Origin of the sequence: Listeria sp. ILCC792 (assembly GCF_900186135.1) — a bacterium.
Lineage (GTDB): Bacteria > Bacillota > Bacilli > Lactobacillales > Listeriaceae > Listeria > Listeria goaensis.
The window spans coordinates 49,157-65,473 of the sequence record NZ_FYBO01000002.1; the positions used below are offsets into that span (position 1 = coordinate 49,157).

Here is a 16,317-nt window from a genome sequence, read left to right on the forward strand (position 1 = left end):
TCTCCTTATTTATCCAAAGGGCCTTTGCCAAGATAAGCTTTAAACATCCAAATATGTTTGTCAATCTCTGCTTTGAAGCCGATTAGCATGTCATTTGTAACATCATCGCCTTCTTTTTCAGAAAGCTCAATCCCTTGCTTATACTCATCGCGGAGAAGTTCCAACGTGCCTACAAGATCTTCCATCAACTCTTCCATCGTTTTTGGTTTCGTGTAAGGTGCTTCTTCAACACTCGCATTGTCTAAAAATTCTTTTAATGTGCTGAACGGGCTACCGCCAATCGCAAGTAAACGTTCCGCTACTTCGTCCATTTGTTCCCCAAATTCGCTATATAAGTCATCCATTTTTTCGTGTAAGGTGAAGAAACTGCGTCCGCGCATATACCAATGAATTTGGTGAATTTTTACCGTGAATACGTTTAAATTAGCGACTTGGTGGTTTAAGAATTCCTTTGTATCTACCGAGTTAATTGTTTTCATAATATCTTTTCTCCTCCTAAATTATAATTACTATTATATAATAATTATTATAAACTAATCCCCACATTTTGTCCAGTGTGGAAAGTATCACAATCTAAGTTTACCACAAAATCATTTTCCTAAACGATTTATTGTTGCAACGTTTAAAAATCTTTAGCATAATGGAATTTGGAGGTGTTTAAAATGTGGCTAGCATCCAAAACGGCGCCTGCTTTAGCGCGTGACATCGAAGCGTTTGAAGCGGCAAATCAAATTCAGTTACCTACGGCGTACCGGGCACTAATCGCGAAACAAAATGGCGGCTTCATTCAAAAAAATCATTTTAAAACGAGCGAGCCAACATCTTATGGCTTTGATTTTCTGGAAGTCTATCAAATTTTTGGCCTGCACAATTTAATCACAGAGCCTCCGGCAGCATCTGAAAATCCACTTTCTGGAAAGATTATTTATTTTTCTAAGGACGGCGAACGCTATCTTGGTTTTGATTATAAAACGGCTTTGCCGAGCATTTTATACGCCGATTTTGAAACCTTGCAGACGCTTACGATTGCCGCAAACTTTGATACATTTTTAGCGCAGCTTTACTTTGAGCCATTTGAATATGAAAATGTGACAACTTATGGGCACGCGAAACTTGATCAGATGCTCCTTCAGGCAGACTTTGATGGGAGAAGGAAAATTTTGACCTTGCTTGAAGACGAAGCAGATAAGCCGTGGTTTTTACATCATATTAGGACGCTTATTTTGGAAGGTGACGCGAAAAATGCTTTTACGCTATTCGAAAATCAAATTTTATATTTTAGACGAAAATTACCAAAAGCTCTTGTGAACGAACTTTTTCAGCAGTTTCAAGCTTGCGGTATTGATATTTCGACTTTAGAGAAGGAATGGAAGGGAGAATCATCATGATTAAAGTGATTTTTGTATGCCTTGGGAATATTTGTCGTTCTCCGATGGCGGAAGGCTTTTTTAGAAAGCAGGTGGAGGACGCGCATTTAGCTGACCAATTCGAAATCGATTCGGCGGCAACGGGTACGTGGAATTTAGGAAATCCGCCTCATCGCGGCACGCAAAAGGTTTTAGAAAAACATCAAATTGATTTCAGTCATATGCGCGCGCGGAAAATTAGTTTAGCGGATTTTGAAACGGCGGATTACATTATCGGAATGGACGATGCCAATTTAGAAGATATTTTAGCGTTAGGCGGTGCAAACAGCTCAGCCTCGATTTATAAATTGATGGATTTTGTACCAAATAGTGACCGTTCGAGCGTCCCCGATCCGTATTATACGGGAGATTTCGATGAAACAGAACGTCTTGTCACAGCGGGAACAGAAGGACTTTTACAAACGATTCGAACGAAACATAACCTATAAAATGTTTGGCGCATGCCAAATTGTGGTACTAATTAACGTACAATCAAAGGATTTGAGGTTTTAATATGTTAGGTATCATTTGGGGAATTATTGTCGTTTTATTCGTCGTTTGGCTTATCGGATTGATTTTTCATATCGCAGGTGGCTTAATTAACATCCTCCTCGTTGTGATTTTAGTTCTCATTATCTGGAACTTAATTCAATCTGCTAGAAACAAGCGAAACCAGTAATAGAACCGAAAAAAGCGCTAGTGAGTTTATCACTAACGCTTTTTTTATTTTGTTCCTAAATGCTTACTTTCGATAAAAGCCTTCAATTCCATACGCGTTTTTTGGCTCATGCCTTTTGCAATTTGTTCCGTCCAAGCTTCAATGCGCGCGCCGCCAGTTCGTTCCTTGTAATAGTCACGAATGATCTCATCATACGCATAATACAATTCTTTTTCTTTATTCCTATAGGTGTTCTCATGATAAATTAACCCTTCTGGCATTCGCGGTTTAGGCGCAGAATTTTGCACGGGCTGTCCCACTGTTAAACCGAATAGTGGAATCGCATAATCCGGAATGTTCAATAGCTCCGACACTTTCTTCAAATCATTCCGGATTCCACCAATATAGCAAACCCCGAGCCCCATCGATTCGGCTGCGAGCGCCATATTTTGGGCCGCAAGCGCCGCATCAATAACCGCCACTAAAAACTTCTCGGTTGTTTCTAAAGAATCGGCCGAAGCGTTGTATGCTTCCGCAATGCGTTTATTCCTTGCTAAATCTGCGACAAAAACGAAAAATTGCCCCGTTTTTTCAATGTAGCCCGTATTGTTCGCAATTTTTGCTAGTTCCCTGCGAAGCGATTTATCACTTACCCCGATAATCGAATAGGCTTGAACAAAATTGGAAGTAGAAGCCGCTTGTGCACTTTTCACGAGCAAGGTAATTTGCTCATCCGAAAGCGGCTTATCTTCAAACTCACGTACCGAATAATGCCCTAAAATTTGTTCAATCGTTTCATTCATTTTAACTCCCCCTTTAATCTTCAAAAACTTGGTGTTCATAGTGCGGGGCCTGATCTAGTTCGCCAAAATTTTGTTGCCGCAAAGCTTCATAAATTAAAATCGCAGCCGTATTCGACAAATTAAGCGACCTGATTTTATCCGTCATCGGAATTCTAAGCGCCGTTTCCTCATGTGCCTTTAAAAGCTCATCAGGCAGTCCCGTCGTTTCCTTTCCAAACACAAAAAAGTAATCTTTATCTGGATTGCTATAATTCACATCGCTATATACGTGGCGGCCGAATTTCGTAATAAAATAAAACTCCCCACCCGCATTTTTTTCAAAAAACTCATCTAGTGAGTCATAATAATTTAATTTTACGTGGTCCCAGTAATCTAGGCCTGCGCGTTTCAACATTTTGTCATCTGTGCTAAAACCGAGTGGTCGAATAAGATGTAAATACGTATCCGTCCCTGCGCATGTGCGCGAAATATTTCCCGTGTTCGCCGGGATTTCTGGTTGATAAAGTACGATATGATTTGCCATTTTTTACTCACCTTACTCCTAAATTTTTTTTCGCTTGTTTAATTTCTGCCAAAACGTCATTGTCCGTTTCTGCTTTCTCTGCCGTTAAAATGGCTGTTTCCGCGTTTTGGCCACCAATTCTAGCGAGCGCCCACGCGGCAGTGCCGCGAATGACTGGCCGCGCATCATGCAACAAGCAGCCGATTAAGTCGGGTATCGCCGTTTTATCTTTATATCGCGCCAGAATAATAATTGCGTTTCTTTGAATCGGCTTTTTCCCCCGCCAAGAGCCTGCCATATGCCCAAATTGCTCCTTAAATTCGCGATTTGAAATGTGCAGAAGCGGTTTCAATTCCGGCCGCACGCGTTCTGGGTCTGGTTCCATTTCAGGGTGCAAGTGGAAATCATGACCGCGGTTATACGGACAAACAACTTGGCACGTATCGCAACCATATAAACGATTATGCAACACATCGCGATATTTTTCTTCTAAAAAGCCTTTTGTTTGCGTTAAATAGCTTAAACAAATTTTGGGATTCATTGCGCCTTCGCCGAGTAGTGAGCCAGTCGGGCAAGCTTTAACGCACTGATTGCAGTCACCGCACAAGTCGCCAATTGGCTCATCTGGCGGGAAAGCAATGTTCGTTAGCATTTCGCCTAAGTACACCCATGAACCGTATTCTTTCGTAATTAATAGCGTGTTTTTACCGCGAGCACCGATACCTGCTCGTTCTGCCACAGCCACATCAGATAATTCGCCCGTATCGACCATGCTTTTCATTTTAGCTTCGGGCACTCGTTTTAAAATAAAAGCTTCAATAAGTGCCAGCTTTTCGCGCAAAATCGTATGATAGTCGGTGCCCCAAGAAGCGCGTGCAAAGACGCCACGCCGCGATTCACGCTTACTCACAGGGCTTTCCTTTAGCTTAGACGGATAGGCGAGCGCAATCGCGATAATGGATTTTGGCTCTTCGAAAATGAGTTCAGGATACACTCGCTCGTTTAAAACGGGATGTTCAAACCCGGTTAAAACCTCTTCTTTTTCGGCAATTTCCAAACGTTCTTTTAAAAACAAAAAAGGATCCGCAGTCGTAAAGCCAATTTTCTGCACACCAATTTCGGTCGCATACTGAATTATTTCAGCCTTTAGCTTTGTCGTATCCATGCGAAAACCTCCTTTTAAAATAAAAAATAAACGCAATGCTTCGCTTAAAAAGGTCGAAACACTGCGTTAGTAACAGTATGTAAAGAGCGGGTGAGGAGAATCGAACTCCCGACAACAGCTTGGAAGGCTGTGGTTTTACCACTAAACTACACCCGCACAATTGGCTTTATGACGTTGTTTGTAACAACTTTTATATCATAACACCAGATACTAATTTTGACAAGACCTTTTTTAAAAATTTATGTTTTTTTTGTTAAAAATTGGGTAAGCCTCACATCTAATCCGTCTGAATTTTAAACTTCTTTCCAAATTTATTCATAACCTATTCACATTTAGCTTTTACACTAAGATTATTCATAAAAAGAGAGAAGTGATTTCATGAAGAAAAAAATTGATTTTTATTTTGTTGGTATTATTTGTATAGCTATTTTTGTTAATTTTTATGGTATTTGGAATGATGCAACGGTTAATCCTTATTATACAGCAGCCGTTACAAGTATGGTACAAAATTCCCATAATTTCTTTTATGCCTCCTTTGATCCAGCAGGCTTCATTACTGTAGACAAGCCGCCTGTTGCTTTTTGGCTTCAGGCGATTAGCGCTAAAATATTCGGCGTTCATGGCTTTAGTGTCATTTTACCGCAAGCACTTGCTGGCGTTGGCTCCGTTATCCTTTTATATATCCTAATTCGGCCGCGCTTCGGAAAATGGGCGGCCCGTATTTCGGCACTTCTACTTGCGCTAACTCCAATCGCGGTAGCCGTTTCCAGAACAAATAACGTTGATGCCGTCCTCGTTTTCTTCCTAATGCTTGGTGCGCTCTTTCTATTCAAAGCTGTTAGGCGCGGAAAACTTGGCTGGTTGCTGCTCGCTTTCGTCATGATTGGGGTTGGCTTTAACGTCAAAATGTTGCAGGCGTACATGGTACTTCCCGCTTTCGTAGTTTTTTATTTACTCGCTACTAACATTTCTTGGAAAAAAAAGGCGGTCCATTTGGCGCTATCTCTCGTCCTCATGCTCGGTGTATCCGTTTCGTGGGCGGTTATTGTTGACCAAACAAGTGCGTCGAGTCGTCCTTACATTGGAAGCAGTCAGACGAACTCCGTCCTAGAACTTGCTTTCGGCTACAATGGCGTGGAACGTTTACTTGGGCAGGAAACCGGCACAGGAACCGGCGGCGGTGGCCCGTCTACTAGCAGTTACGGCGGACAAGGCGGCGCACCTAGCGGACAAAATGATGGCAGCCAGTCGTTCGGCGATGGCAATTCAACCGGCATGCCTAGCCCCCCTTCTGGACAAAACGGTGGCGGACAAGGCGGTTCAAAAATGATGGGTAGCGGCGGTATGTTTGGCACAGGCGAAAAAGGTCCGCTACGGCTCTTCCAAACGGCCTTAGGCGACCAAATTAGTTGGTTCTTGCCGCTAGCACTCTTTGGCATACTTGCGATTTTCATTGCGTATCGTCGTGAAAACGCAAAATGGTTCCACTTATCAGATGCCCAAAAGGAAATGGTTTTCTGGGCAGCTTGGCTTCTTCCAGTTGCCGGATTTTTCAGCGTAGCTGGTTTCTTCCATCATTATTATTTGATTATGCTCGCTCCTCCAATTGCGGCGTTAGCTGGCGCAGGGCTAGTCGCTCTTTTCCAACTATATCGCGAGCAGCAAAATTGGCAATCCTTTTTACTCCCAAGTGCCATTACTTTAACTGGTTTCTTGCAAGCCTTCTTCGTCTTTCAGTATAGCGCGCCATTTGCCATTGGGATTGCCCTTCTCGTAGCAGCGATTTCGCTTTTCCTCGTGTTATATCGCAAAGAATCGAAAGGTCTTACCGCAAAAATCACAGCGCTCGGACTGGCAATTTTACTAGCGGCACCAACCTATTGGTCGCTCACGCCTTTAATTTACGGTGGCAATAGTTCGCTTCCTGAAACAGGACCACAACTCGCAACTTCAAGCGGCGGCGGTTTCGCAGATGCTTCTGTGGACACTGGTTTAATCGCGTATTTAGAAGAAAACAATACCGGCGAAACATATTTATTCGGTACGACAGACGCGACAACAGCAGGCCCTTACATCATTAAAACGCAAAAAGCTGTCATGGCGATGGGTGGCTTTAACGGGACCGACCCGACGCTCACCGTAAGCGAACTGAAAACGATGGTTAAAAACGGCGAAATAAAATACTTCTACCTTCCAAGTAATAGTAAAGCAGCCGACTCAGACGTCATTAATTGGATTCAAGAAAATGGAACCGCAATTGATTCCAGCGAGTATAGTTCTGAAACAGACGCAAATTCGTCGGCCACTACAAGTGCTTTCGGAGCACAGGGCATGAATGGAACTGGAAATGGAACGCTTTATTTATTGAAATAGGAAAGGAAGATGATGTGAAATGACCAATCTAATCGAGCTTTCAGTAGTCATTCCAGTCTACAATGAAGAAGAAGTTTTAATAAGCAGCTACGAACGTCTAACGGCCGTCATGCGGGGTCTAACGCCTAATTTTGAACTGATTTTTGTGAATGATGGCAGTCAAGATAATACACGCCGCATTTTAGATGACCTCCAGGAACTAGATATGCACGTTCGAGTGATTCATTTTTCACGGAACTTTGGCCATCAAATTGCGATTACCGCGGGTGCTCGTTATGCAAGTGGCGCAGCCGTTGTAGTGATTGACGCCGATTTGCAAGACCCACCGGAACTCATTCCCGCAATGGTAGAAAAATGGCGCGCAGGCTACCAAGTTGTCTATGCGAAACGTTTAGTCCGTAAAGGTGAATCGTTTTTCAAAAAATTTAGTGCCAAAGTGTTCTACCGGATCCTTGAAAAGCTGTCCGATACCCCGATTCCTGTTGATACTGGCGACTTTCGGCTAATGGATGCGAAGGTGTGCAGGGCGCTTCGGCAGTTGGAGGAGAAAAATCCGTTCGTCCGCGGTCAGGTGAGCTGGCTCGGGTTCAAGCAAACGGAGGTCGAATACGAGCGCGATGAGCGGCTTTACGGTGAAACGAAGTATCCGCTCAAGAAAATGATTAAGCTTTCGCTTGACGGCATTACTTCTTTCTCTTATTTGCCTCTAAAACTCGCAACTTATTTAGGCGTAACGGTTGCCACATGCGGCTTCCTCTACATGATTGTCGTCCTCTTTCAAAAACTCTTTACCACCATGACGGTGCCTGGCTGGGCGTCTATCGTCATCATTCAGCTCATCTTTTTCGGCATCGTCCTCCTCGTCCTTGGTATGATTGGCGAATACATTGGCCGCATGTACGAAGAAACGCGGCACCGCCCGCTTTACGTGGTGGACGAGGCAAACGGCTTTGAGGCAAGCCATTTATACGCACTGAAAGAACAGATCAAATAAAATGAACCGCCCGAAAATCGGGCGGTTCATTTATTTAGTTAGGCCATAAACTAGGATTATGATAGTAGGCATCTAAATCCGCGCTAAACCATCTTCCATTTAATACAGTGTGGACAATTTTACTTTTAGCTGCTTCTGAAATGCTTGTGTCCGCTTCAATGCGTTCAATAATAGCTTGATTCGTATCCGTTTCTTTCTCCATTTTAATTTGCGCATGATTGTCATTCGCATCGAGAAGTAAACTAGCTTGATTTTGTTTGCTCCATTTTGTCCAGTTCGTCAAATCATCACCGTTTGGATTACCATCATGCAAGAAGTTTTTAAGATACGCTCTGAATTCCCCTTGCAACTCTTTCGCTCCAGGTAGTTGATACGATTCCGTAATCGTAGATAAGTACGTTTGATTGTTGCTATCCAAGAAAGGAATAAACACGCCGTGAAATGCCCCCACCAAACTCATATCTGTTGTCGTTTTAAGATTTGTTCCAAAAGGCATTTTCGTGTTATAAATATCACCTTTATAATGTTCACTTAGTTTTTCTGCTGACAGCTCTGTGTTAAACAAGGCATACATATCGCTACCATATTGTTTCGCAAAGTTAAATTCGGCTAGTTTTTCCTGATTTTTTGGAATATCACCATTTGCTAGGCTTTCAGCAAAATAAGGATCTCCCATTGCGAAAAAGGAAAATTCACTTGTCCCTGACAACATCATTAATGGCATATCATTATATTCTTTCGTGTCAAAACCATTTTTAGGTAACACAGCTCCGTCCGTATAAAGATGCGGGAAAGCGCTCATGCGAATAGAGGCATTGCCCATCAATTTGCTTAATCGTTCCGCTGATAAACCGTATAAATAGTCCCGCACTTCTTTCTTATCTTGTTGTAACCACGTATAAGCTTCTTCCGTTGTCTTTTTGACACCATCTTCTACAACAAGTGGCGCGATTGCCTTCGCAAAAACTTTCACGCTATCTTCTGGATCTGCCACTGTCATACCACCACTAAAAGCAATGGCTTTTTGATATTTCCCGTCAAAAACAGGCGAAGTTAACGACGCCATAACATCTCTTCCTCCTGCTGAAAAGCCGGAAAATGTAATGTTTTTGGGATCCCCGCCAAAAGCTGTAATATTTTCCTTCACCCAGTCTAATGATTTCGCCATATCAAGTAACGCGTAGTTGCCAGAATCCTCTAACTTGTTGCCTGTATGTAAAGCTGGGAGAGGATTAAATCCTAATGCTCCAAGACGATAATCTACTGAGATAAAAATCGCATTTAAATCCTTTACAAAAGCTTCACCACTAATTTCCGTAGCGCTCCCGCCTTGATTGTTCCCACCGTGAATGTAAACCATAACAGGTAAATTTTGCTCTTTTGTGTTAGGTCGGTAAATATTCAGACGCAAACTTGATTCGCTTCCTGTCACACCATCTTGAGAAGTTTGAATAAACATCTCACTATCCTTGGTTGCATCTAACGTGCCTTTGTATTTCTTAGGATTTTCTGGTTTTTTCCAGCGCAATTCATCAACAGGTGCCTTGGCATAAGGTACTCCTTTCCAAATTAAAACGTTTTCATTTTTACTCTGATAACCTTTTACTTTTCCATATTTTGTAGTTTCTAGCACCCCTTGTTTATACGTTAATCCTGTTTGTGCTTCCGATTGGCTAGTTCCACACCCTGCTAAAGCAAATAAACAACCTACTAAAACTAACATAATCCACTTTTTCATAGTTCCACTCCTTTTTTATGAATATATAATAAAAACCTGAAACAAAAATACACAAAAAAGCTGCGTATCATTGTTTCAGGTTATGCCCATAAGGTTACATTCCTTAACAAGAATATATATATAAATTTAATATAGCACGTATTCTGATGAAAGCAAGAGTAAGCATACAAAATTTTCTAAAAAGACATATTTTTTTATTTTCTTGTGTGTTTTACACATTTACTTCTTAATTTATACGCTTTCTATTATAAATTCGCTTGATACTCTTTTAATTTCTCTGTATAACGTTTCCCCTCTTTTCTAAAAAATAATTCGCCTAAAATGGCAATGACAATTAATCCGACCGCAATTATTGCTGTAACCGCAATCCATAAACTGACCCACTGGAGTGATAATGTAAGTAACGCTAGCGCACTAATCTTAACAAGCCCTATAAGGATAATAGCAAAGATGATTAGCCGGATAAAGGTGCGACTTTTTCTTTTATTATTAAACAAAATGGACCACAAACACGAAATTAATAGTGCTAACACAAGTCCTTGTAACACAAAGGTGAACGGGATTTTATAATCAAAATCTGTGTTGTAAATGGCACCGAACAAGACGCCTGTCACCATATAGAGGATAATAAATCCTGCAAAAATCATGGCTGCAAAATTTTTCATTGGCAATATATAAGCCATTATTTTGTTCATTATAGACCAATCCTTTCTTTTAATTGCCGAGCATACTGCCTCGAAACAATTAATTTTTCTCCATTTGTTAGGGAAACTTCTAATCTACCGTTAAAATCTGGGCGAAGAGCTGAGATATGCGAAATGTTTAAAATTTGGGACTTGGCGCTGCGAAAAAGACTGCTATCCGGGAATCGTTCCTCAATTTCATATAATTTTAATGCCGTTTCATACGTCTCTTCCGCTGTATAAACAAAGCTTTTTCGGTCAACAGATTCCACATATAATATATCTAGCAATTCAAGTAAATATGTTTTGCCACCGAGTTTCCCACTAATTTCTTGTCCCAAACTTCTAAGCAGTCTTGCAGCTCGTCGTACTTCGGCATCTTCGTAAGGACAACGTATTTCAGCTCGAACTGCCTTAAAACCTTCTCGGATATCCACTTCCATCATTCTACCTCCTCACTTCATACGCCAATTATAATCGAAAAACATTCTATTTGATAGGCAACTTACGCAATCAAACATACAAGTTGTGAAAACTTAGAAGTTCAAACCTTTTACGCATGTGAGCGCACAAAAAATGCCCAGAAGTTTTTGACGACTCCTAGGCCATTTTCTAGCGTAACTTATGTATTTTCCCTAACAAAATCGTTTATTTCTGGCTATTTGATGAACCAGGTTTAACTATGTAATAATTCTTAATACAAAAGAAGAGCGTGGTCAAAATCCCTACAAACATTACTACGGTCCCGATTAGACTATTCCAAAAGAAAGATAAAATTAACAGGGCTAGAACAATTCCAAATAAAAGAAGAGCCGTCGGATTTGTCTGTATTTCTACCGATTCCCCTGCAGCAACTTTCACTCCTTTACTTCCGAAAAAACCTTGATTAGCATTTACTTCGGCTGAATCTCCTTGTATGTCTACTTCTACCTCTTCATTGTGTTTTAACGATTTCACCTTTTGTTGATTTACTTTTAAGGCGACTTTAGTTGCCGCTCCCATAAAACCGGTGTTTCTTTTTACTGTTATTTTCATTTTCTAATTCAACTTCCCTCTTCGCCGCATCTCACCATATGTCAAAAATATCATTCGGTAATCATTCAGCTCATTATTATTTTTAAATCATTCCAGTATTAAGTGTAGCATATGTAAAACTAACATTCTGTGTCCATTATGTGAATTTTTCAGTTTATTACTCTCCTGAAATCAGGAAAAAGAGGATGCGTATTATACGTATCCTCTTTCACGCGTTAATAAAGCAACTCTAAAAAGTCCGCTTTTGTGATGTTGCCAAAATATTTTTGAATGTCTAAATCAGCAAGCGCCGTTTCAAGTTCCTCTTTTTTATAGGTAACACCTTTTAGACGTTCTTCAATATCGGATACGTTTAAAACGCCGAAGAAGTCACCGAAAATTTTGATGTCGGAAATGATGCCCTTATTGACATTCAGACGAATATCGACAGAACCTACCGGGAAGCGTTTTGTTCGCTCCAAATCAAACTTAGGAGATTTTCCGTAGTTCCAATCCCAATTGGCGTAGCGCTCTTTTGAAATTTCGTGAATGCGCGTCCAGTCGGCGTCAGTCAGTTTGTATTCTTTCACATCGGATACGTTTTCCACGTCAAAAATGTAAAGAAGTAATAAATCGCGAAACTCCTCCGTGGTCATCTTTTTATCCAAAAAATCAGCAATATTTGCAACTCGGCTGCGCACGGATTTGATTCCTTTTGACGTCAGCTTATCTTTGCGCGGTTTGAGCGAAGCCGCCACATCATCGAGGTTTAAGTCGTACATGAGCGTGCCGTGCGAGAACATCTTTCCTTTTGTCGCGAACTGCGCATTTCCAGACACTTTGAAACCGTCAATTAGCAGGTCATTTCGCCCCTTTAACTCCGCATTTACGCCAAGTTTTTTGAGCGCCTCAACAATCGGCTGAGTGAATTTCGCGAAGTTGTGGAAAGAATCGCCATCATCTTCTGTAATAAAGCTGAAATTTAGATTTCCTTCATCATGATAAACGGCGCCACCGCCTGATAAGCGCCGCACAACGATAACTCCTTCTTTTTCGATATATTCCGTATTGATTTCCTCAATCGTATTTTGGTTCCGTCCAATGATAACAGACGGCTTATTAATATAAAACAGCAGCACTGGCTCGTCTAAATTGAGCTCCGTTAAAATAAATTCTTCGACCGCAAGATTGATGCGTGGATCTTTTTCATCCTTGTTATCAATAAAATACACGTTTCTTACCCCTTTTTATATATGAATTTTTAAACCTTTTTCAGCCAATTTCGTGTCGCCGGAAAAAACCGATTCCGCTTCATTTTTCAGCTCTTCTAAATTTCCTTTTTGTGGCAGGTGGCTCAGCAGCAACATTTTAACGCCCGCTTCTTGCGCCACTTTCCCCGCTTCAACGCTCGCCATGTGCACCTTCGACTTCCCAGCCATATCCTGATAGAAATTTGTGTCCGTAATGAGCAAATCAGCATCCTTTGCAAATGGAATAAACGCCTCTTGATACGCACTGTCCGCCGTATAAACCAGCACTTTCCCATTCGCTTCAAAACGCATCGCATAACACGGAACTGGATGAATTGTTTTTAAAAAGCGAATTTGGAATGGCCCAACTTTAAGTTCCTCATTCGCCCGGTATTCATGTGCTTTTGAGACGCCTTCCATATCTAAATACGAATAGCCACGTGCGTCTTCCTTATGCGCATAAATCGGCAAAACAGGCGGTTTATTTTCCATATCCGAAAGTAGGCGGACATGTTGTAAAATACCAACATCGGCCACATGATCTGGGTGGAAATGTGAAATGATGACCGCATCCAAATCATTTGGATGGATGTCATTTTGCATAATTGAAACAGCGCTTGCTCCGACGTCAATTAATAGATGAAAGTCACCTTCTGATAGCAAATAACTACTTGTCCCATCATTCGCTAGCGGATACCCGCCCCAGTGACCAAAAACAGTAAGTTCCATATGTTTTTCACCCTCTCTTCAACATAATTCCATGATACAACACTTCGTTTTTAAACCAAAGTAATAGGCTTTGTGCTGTTGTTTCAATCCGCATTGCCCCGCCTTTATATTTATGTTATTCTTTAAGCTTAAATGAAAAGAAAGAGGTGATAACATGAATTTTTATAATCGCATAAAAATCATGGTTCCACCGTTTCCCTGTGAAGGATGTTTTTTTCCCAGATTATAATTAAATTAGGAGTTTAATAATGGAAAAAAACATCGAAAAAAGTAAAAAAATAAATTTAGCTCTATTAGTCTGCCTAGTAGGCTTTCCACAAATAAGCGAAACAATCTATACACCTTCACTAACAGAAATCGCGCATGGTTATGGTGTCCAATTAAATATCGCACAAATGACGTTAAGCATTTACTTTGTAGCTTTTGCGTTAGGCGTTTTCTTTTGGGGAATCGGTTCAGATTATTTTGGTCGAAGAAAAGCAATGAATTTAGGTATAGTGATTTATGTTGTAGGGTGCATACTATGTGTGTTATCTAAAAATATTGAATGGTTATTTGTAGGTCGTTTTATACAAGCATTTGGTGCAAGTACAGGTTCTGTAACTACACAAACAATTTTACGAGATAATTATGAAGGCACGGAACGCCATCAGTTATTTGCTAAAATTTCAGCCGCTTTAGCCTTCTCACCAGCAATTGGCCCCTTGATTGGTGGCTATCTTGGTGAATTTTATGGATTCCGATTCGTTTTTTTATTTCTAGTCGTCATGGGCATGCTTTTATTATTTTGGAGTCTTAAAGGATTGCCAGAAACTGTCCGTCTTTCCTCAGAAAAAAGGAATGCCAAGCAAATTTTTTCAATAGGTATAACAATGTTGTTAGATCGATATACGCTAGCATTTGGCGTCCTAATAGGAATCTTTAATGGGCTGCTTTTTAGCTATCACACCGAAGCACCCACAATCTTTATTGAAAAGTTTCACTTTACTCAAAGTCAATACGGACTTATGGGATGTGTAGTCGCTTCAGCAGCCATTTTAGGTGCATGGCAATCCAATAAATTATTGAAAAAGAAAGCACCGCATGCCATTATTCAAAACGGCATTAAATTATCATTAATAGGTAGCCTATTCCTTTCTTTCATTTCACTTTTAGTTTTACCTTTATTTTTGCAAGTGCTTGTTTATATAATAGGTGTTTTCATCATTCTTACAGGAATTGGAATGGCCTTACCAAACTGTTTAAGCCTAGCATTAGCTAAATTTTCTGATGTAGCTGGTACAGCTGGGGCATTTTTAAGTTTAGGCTACTACAGTATTGTAAGCATCTGTACATTTTTAATTAGTATTTTTCACACCGGCTCTATCCTTGTATTTCCTTTATTTTGTGTATTGCTTTTACTCATTTCCATGATTTGCACCAAATTCGCAAAATAAAATGAGTCGCTAAAAACAAAAAGCATAAATCTAGTAATACTACCATCTAAAGAAATGGTTCTTACTGGATTTATGCTTCTTTTCATTCAAAATATTTACTTTTAAGTTCTGGAGTTAATTTTTGCGTATTCGTTAGTTCGCCAACTGCTACGAAGCGTTTTGTTGTTTCGGTTGGCTTATCACACGTAATGAGCGTGATGCGATTGTCTCCGGCATCGTCCAGTACGCTGACATTTGTTTCATCAATGATTTTCGTCGATGTGATTTTATATTCATAAAGTGAATTTAAATCGGTTAAATAAACTTTAGCACCTTCTTTTACATCCATTAGCGGACCAAAAAGCATCGACTCATTGCGCATATGGTGCCCTGCAAGTGGATAATTCCCTTTGCCCATTTGTTGATCAGGAAGCATTGTCGTTGCACCAGCAAGCAAGTTCGCCGTATTCGTCCCTTTTAATACCATTAGTTGGATATCGACAGACGGAATCGCAACGGAACCAACAACCGCGTCTTTATCATAGTTCGCTGCTCCTTCAACAACATTTTTCATAGAAGGAAGTTGCACACTATCATAATCAAATGTTGCCTCTTTTTTATTATTATCATCTAAAGTTTGGGCCGAATAGTTCGTAATGTCATCATGACCACTTAAATATTTCACGATGCCACTTTTTATAAATGGTGAGAAAATAAGTAGTAAGCCAAGAACTAAAATAATAATTGCAATAATTTTCTTTGCCATAACCTTCCTCCTCCTTCTTTGCTTTTCTATTATATAGTAGCAACCGCGTCACAGCAAATTAAAATTCAATGAAAACCGTTGTTTTCTGATAAATTCTTCACTTTTCCCGAAACATACGGATTTCCACCCACAATAAACCTTAGGGGAAAATGCTTCGCCAATTTTTTATTTGGGAGGCCAATTCTCTCGGTCGCAACAATTTGAACTGGCCGCTTACCTTCTTCAAGCCAAATGTTGCTATCAAACAGCGTTTTACCATAGTCCTGCATCGAAAAAGCCATCGCCTGTGTCAATTTGCCAGGCCCGTTCGAAATATCAAAACCTGTTTTTCCGCCGCGATTTATCTCCATTTCAGGGAGGGCAGTAAGCGGCGCTACAGCGCGAATCAAAACGGCTTCTGGAATGCCTGCTTCCATCGTAATGAAATTCAGCAAAACTTGGCGATGCATTTGGTACATGTAAATCGCGCCTGCTTGTCTGAACATGATTTCCGTGCGTTTTGTGCGCCGTTTCCGAAAACTGTGCGCCGCCTGGTCAGTTTCGCCTAAATAAGCCTCGGTCTCGACGATTAAGCTTTCGTATTTCACGCCGCACTTATCGTGTACGAGTTTCGCCCCTAGTAAATCTCGCGCCACTTCAATTGTAGTCTTTTTTTCAAAAATTTTTTCTGTTAGTTTCAATGGTTTTCCTCGTTTTTCTTCTATAATAACCGATGTTGCGTATTTTTTTCTAGTCATCCATCTCAAGACCCATGTGTTATGTTTTCCCTTTTGTTAAAATTATGTTAAGATTATGTTGGTGCAGGCTTTGTATTTTATATA

At 40.6% G+C, this 16,317-nt stretch carries 18 protein-coding genes and 1 tRNA gene; 6 read left to right on the forward strand and 13 right to left on the reverse strand.

Annotated elements, in window-relative coordinates:
• Positions 1–5 precede the first annotated feature (5 nt).
• The gene (locus tag CFS60_RS02845) at positions 6–479 is read right to left on the reverse strand and encodes a DNA starvation/stationary phase protection protein (protein WP_088809116.1); all 474 of its coding nucleotides are present in this window, start codon (positions 477–479) and stop codon (positions 6–8) included.
• Between the two features lie 183 nt (positions 480–662).
• Here CFS60_RS02845 and CFS60_RS02850 point away from each other — a divergent pair, with 183 nt between their 5' ends.
• The 3 genes from CFS60_RS02850 to CFS60_RS02860 all read left to right on the forward strand — a co-directional run bounded on the left by CFS60_RS02850 (position 663) and on the right by CFS60_RS02860 (position 2,085).
• Entirely contained in the window at positions 663–1,388 is a 726-nt protein-coding gene (locus tag CFS60_RS02850; protein WP_088815323.1) for an SMI1/KNR4 family protein, read from the forward strand.
• Entirely contained in the window at positions 1,385–1,855 is a 471-nt protein-coding gene (locus tag CFS60_RS02855) for a low molecular weight protein-tyrosine-phosphatase (RefSeq protein ID WP_088815324.1), read from the forward strand. The genes CFS60_RS02850 and CFS60_RS02855 overlap by 4 nt, the downstream gene beginning before the upstream one ends.
• A 65-nt stretch (positions 1,856–1,920) precedes the next feature.
• Positions 1,921–2,085 carry a lmo0937 family membrane protein gene (locus tag CFS60_RS02860; RefSeq protein WP_088809119.1) on the forward strand — a complete coding sequence of 55 codons (165 nt, stop codon included), beginning with the start codon at positions 1,921–1,923 and terminating at the stop codon, positions 2,083–2,085.
• 44 nt (positions 2,086–2,129) lie between these two features.
• Here the strand turns inward: CFS60_RS02860 and nfsA are convergent, their stop codons facing one another.
• The 4 genes from nfsA to CFS60_RS02880 form a co-directional block, all read right to left on the reverse strand.
• Positions 2,130–2,867, reverse strand: a complete 738-nt coding sequence (nfsA, locus tag CFS60_RS02865; RefSeq protein ID WP_088809120.1) for an oxygen-insensitive NADPH nitroreductase — start codon at positions 2,865–2,867, stop codon at positions 2,130–2,132.
• Between the two features lie 13 nt (positions 2,868–2,880).
• Complete coding sequence (gene trmL / locus CFS60_RS02870) at positions 2,881–3,390, reverse strand: tRNA (uridine(34)/cytosine(34)/5-carboxymethylaminomethyluridine(34)-2'-O)-methyltransferase TrmL (protein ID WP_088809121.1); 510 nt, start codon at positions 3,388–3,390, stop codon at positions 2,881–2,883.
• A 7-nt stretch (positions 3,391–3,397) separates the two neighbouring features.
• On the reverse strand, positions 3,398–4,534 hold the full coding sequence (gene queG, locus CFS60_RS02875) for a tRNA epoxyqueuosine(34) reductase QueG (RefSeq protein ID WP_088809122.1): 1,137 nt from the start codon (positions 4,532–4,534) through the stop codon (positions 3,398–3,400).
• 85 nt (positions 4,535–4,619) lie between these two features.
• A tRNA-Gly gene (locus tag CFS60_RS02880) sits at positions 4,620–4,690 on the reverse strand.
• A gap of 222 nt (positions 4,691–4,912) precedes the next feature.
• Between CFS60_RS02880 and CFS60_RS02885 the strand changes: the two genes are divergently transcribed.
• Positions 4,913–6,907 carry a glycosyltransferase family 39 protein gene (locus CFS60_RS02885; RefSeq protein ID WP_088838806.1) on the forward strand — a complete coding sequence of 665 codons (1,995 nt, stop codon included), beginning with the start codon at positions 4,913–4,915 and terminating at the stop codon, positions 6,905–6,907.
• A gap of 19 nt (positions 6,908–6,926) precedes the next feature.
• Positions 6,927–7,901: a glycosyltransferase family 2 protein gene (locus CFS60_RS02890; protein ID WP_088809124.1), complete on the forward strand. Its 975-nt coding sequence runs from the start codon at positions 6,927–6,929 to the stop codon at positions 7,899–7,901.
• A 34-nt stretch (positions 7,902–7,935) separates the two neighbouring features.
• On the opposite strand, the gene CFS60_RS02895 is transcribed toward CFS60_RS02890, so the two are convergent.
• From CFS60_RS02895 to CFS60_RS02920, 6 genes are all read right to left on the reverse strand, one after another.
• Complete coding sequence (locus tag CFS60_RS02895) at positions 7,936–9,639, reverse strand: carboxylesterase family protein (RefSeq protein ID WP_088838807.1); 1,704 nt, start codon at positions 9,637–9,639, stop codon at positions 7,936–7,938.
• A 245-nt stretch (positions 9,640–9,884) separates the two neighbouring features.
• Positions 9,885–10,334: a hypothetical protein gene (locus CFS60_RS02900; RefSeq protein ID WP_088809126.1), complete on the reverse strand. Its 450-nt coding sequence runs from the start codon at positions 10,332–10,334 to the stop codon at positions 9,885–9,887.
• Positions 10,334–10,765 (reverse strand): LytTR family DNA-binding domain-containing protein, encoded by a 432-nt coding sequence (locus tag CFS60_RS02905; RefSeq protein WP_159458289.1) that lies wholly within the window; start codon positions 10,763–10,765, stop codon positions 10,334–10,336. Before CFS60_RS02905 ends, CFS60_RS02900 begins: the two co-directional genes overlap by 1 nt.
• Positions 10,766–10,970: 205 nt before the next feature.
• Positions 10,971–11,357 (reverse strand): hypothetical protein, encoded by a 387-nt coding sequence (locus CFS60_RS02910; protein WP_088809128.1) that lies wholly within the window; start codon positions 11,355–11,357, stop codon positions 10,971–10,973.
• 215 nt (positions 11,358–11,572) lie between these two features.
• A complete protein-coding gene (locus tag CFS60_RS02915) occupies positions 11,573–12,568 on the reverse strand; it encodes a lipoate--protein ligase (protein WP_088809129.1) in 996 nt (331 codons plus the stop codon).
• A gap of 15 nt (positions 12,569–12,583) precedes the next feature.
• Positions 12,584–13,315, reverse strand: coding sequence for an MBL fold metallo-hydrolase (locus CFS60_RS02920; protein ID WP_088809130.1), 732 nt, complete (start codon positions 13,313–13,315; stop codon positions 12,584–12,586).
• A 248-nt stretch (positions 13,316–13,563) separates the two neighbouring features.
• Here CFS60_RS02920 and CFS60_RS02925 point away from each other — a divergent pair, with 248 nt between their 5' ends.
• Complete coding sequence (locus tag CFS60_RS02925; protein WP_088838808.1) at positions 13,564–14,751, forward strand: multidrug effflux MFS transporter; 1,188 nt, start codon at positions 13,564–13,566, stop codon at positions 14,749–14,751.
• Between the two features lie 82 nt (positions 14,752–14,833).
• On the opposite strand, the gene CFS60_RS02930 is transcribed toward CFS60_RS02925, so the two are convergent.
• Together CFS60_RS02930 and CFS60_RS02935 are read right to left on the reverse strand one after the other, a co-directional pair.
• On the reverse strand, positions 14,834–15,496 hold the full coding sequence (locus tag CFS60_RS02930; protein ID WP_088809132.1) for a class A sortase: 663 nt from the start codon (positions 15,494–15,496) through the stop codon (positions 14,834–14,836).
• Between the two features lie 65 nt (positions 15,497–15,561).
• Complete coding sequence (locus tag CFS60_RS02935; protein ID WP_088838809.1) at positions 15,562–16,176, reverse strand: DNA-3-methyladenine glycosylase; 615 nt, start codon at positions 16,174–16,176, stop codon at positions 15,562–15,564.
• Positions 16,177–16,317: the final 141 nt, after the last annotated feature.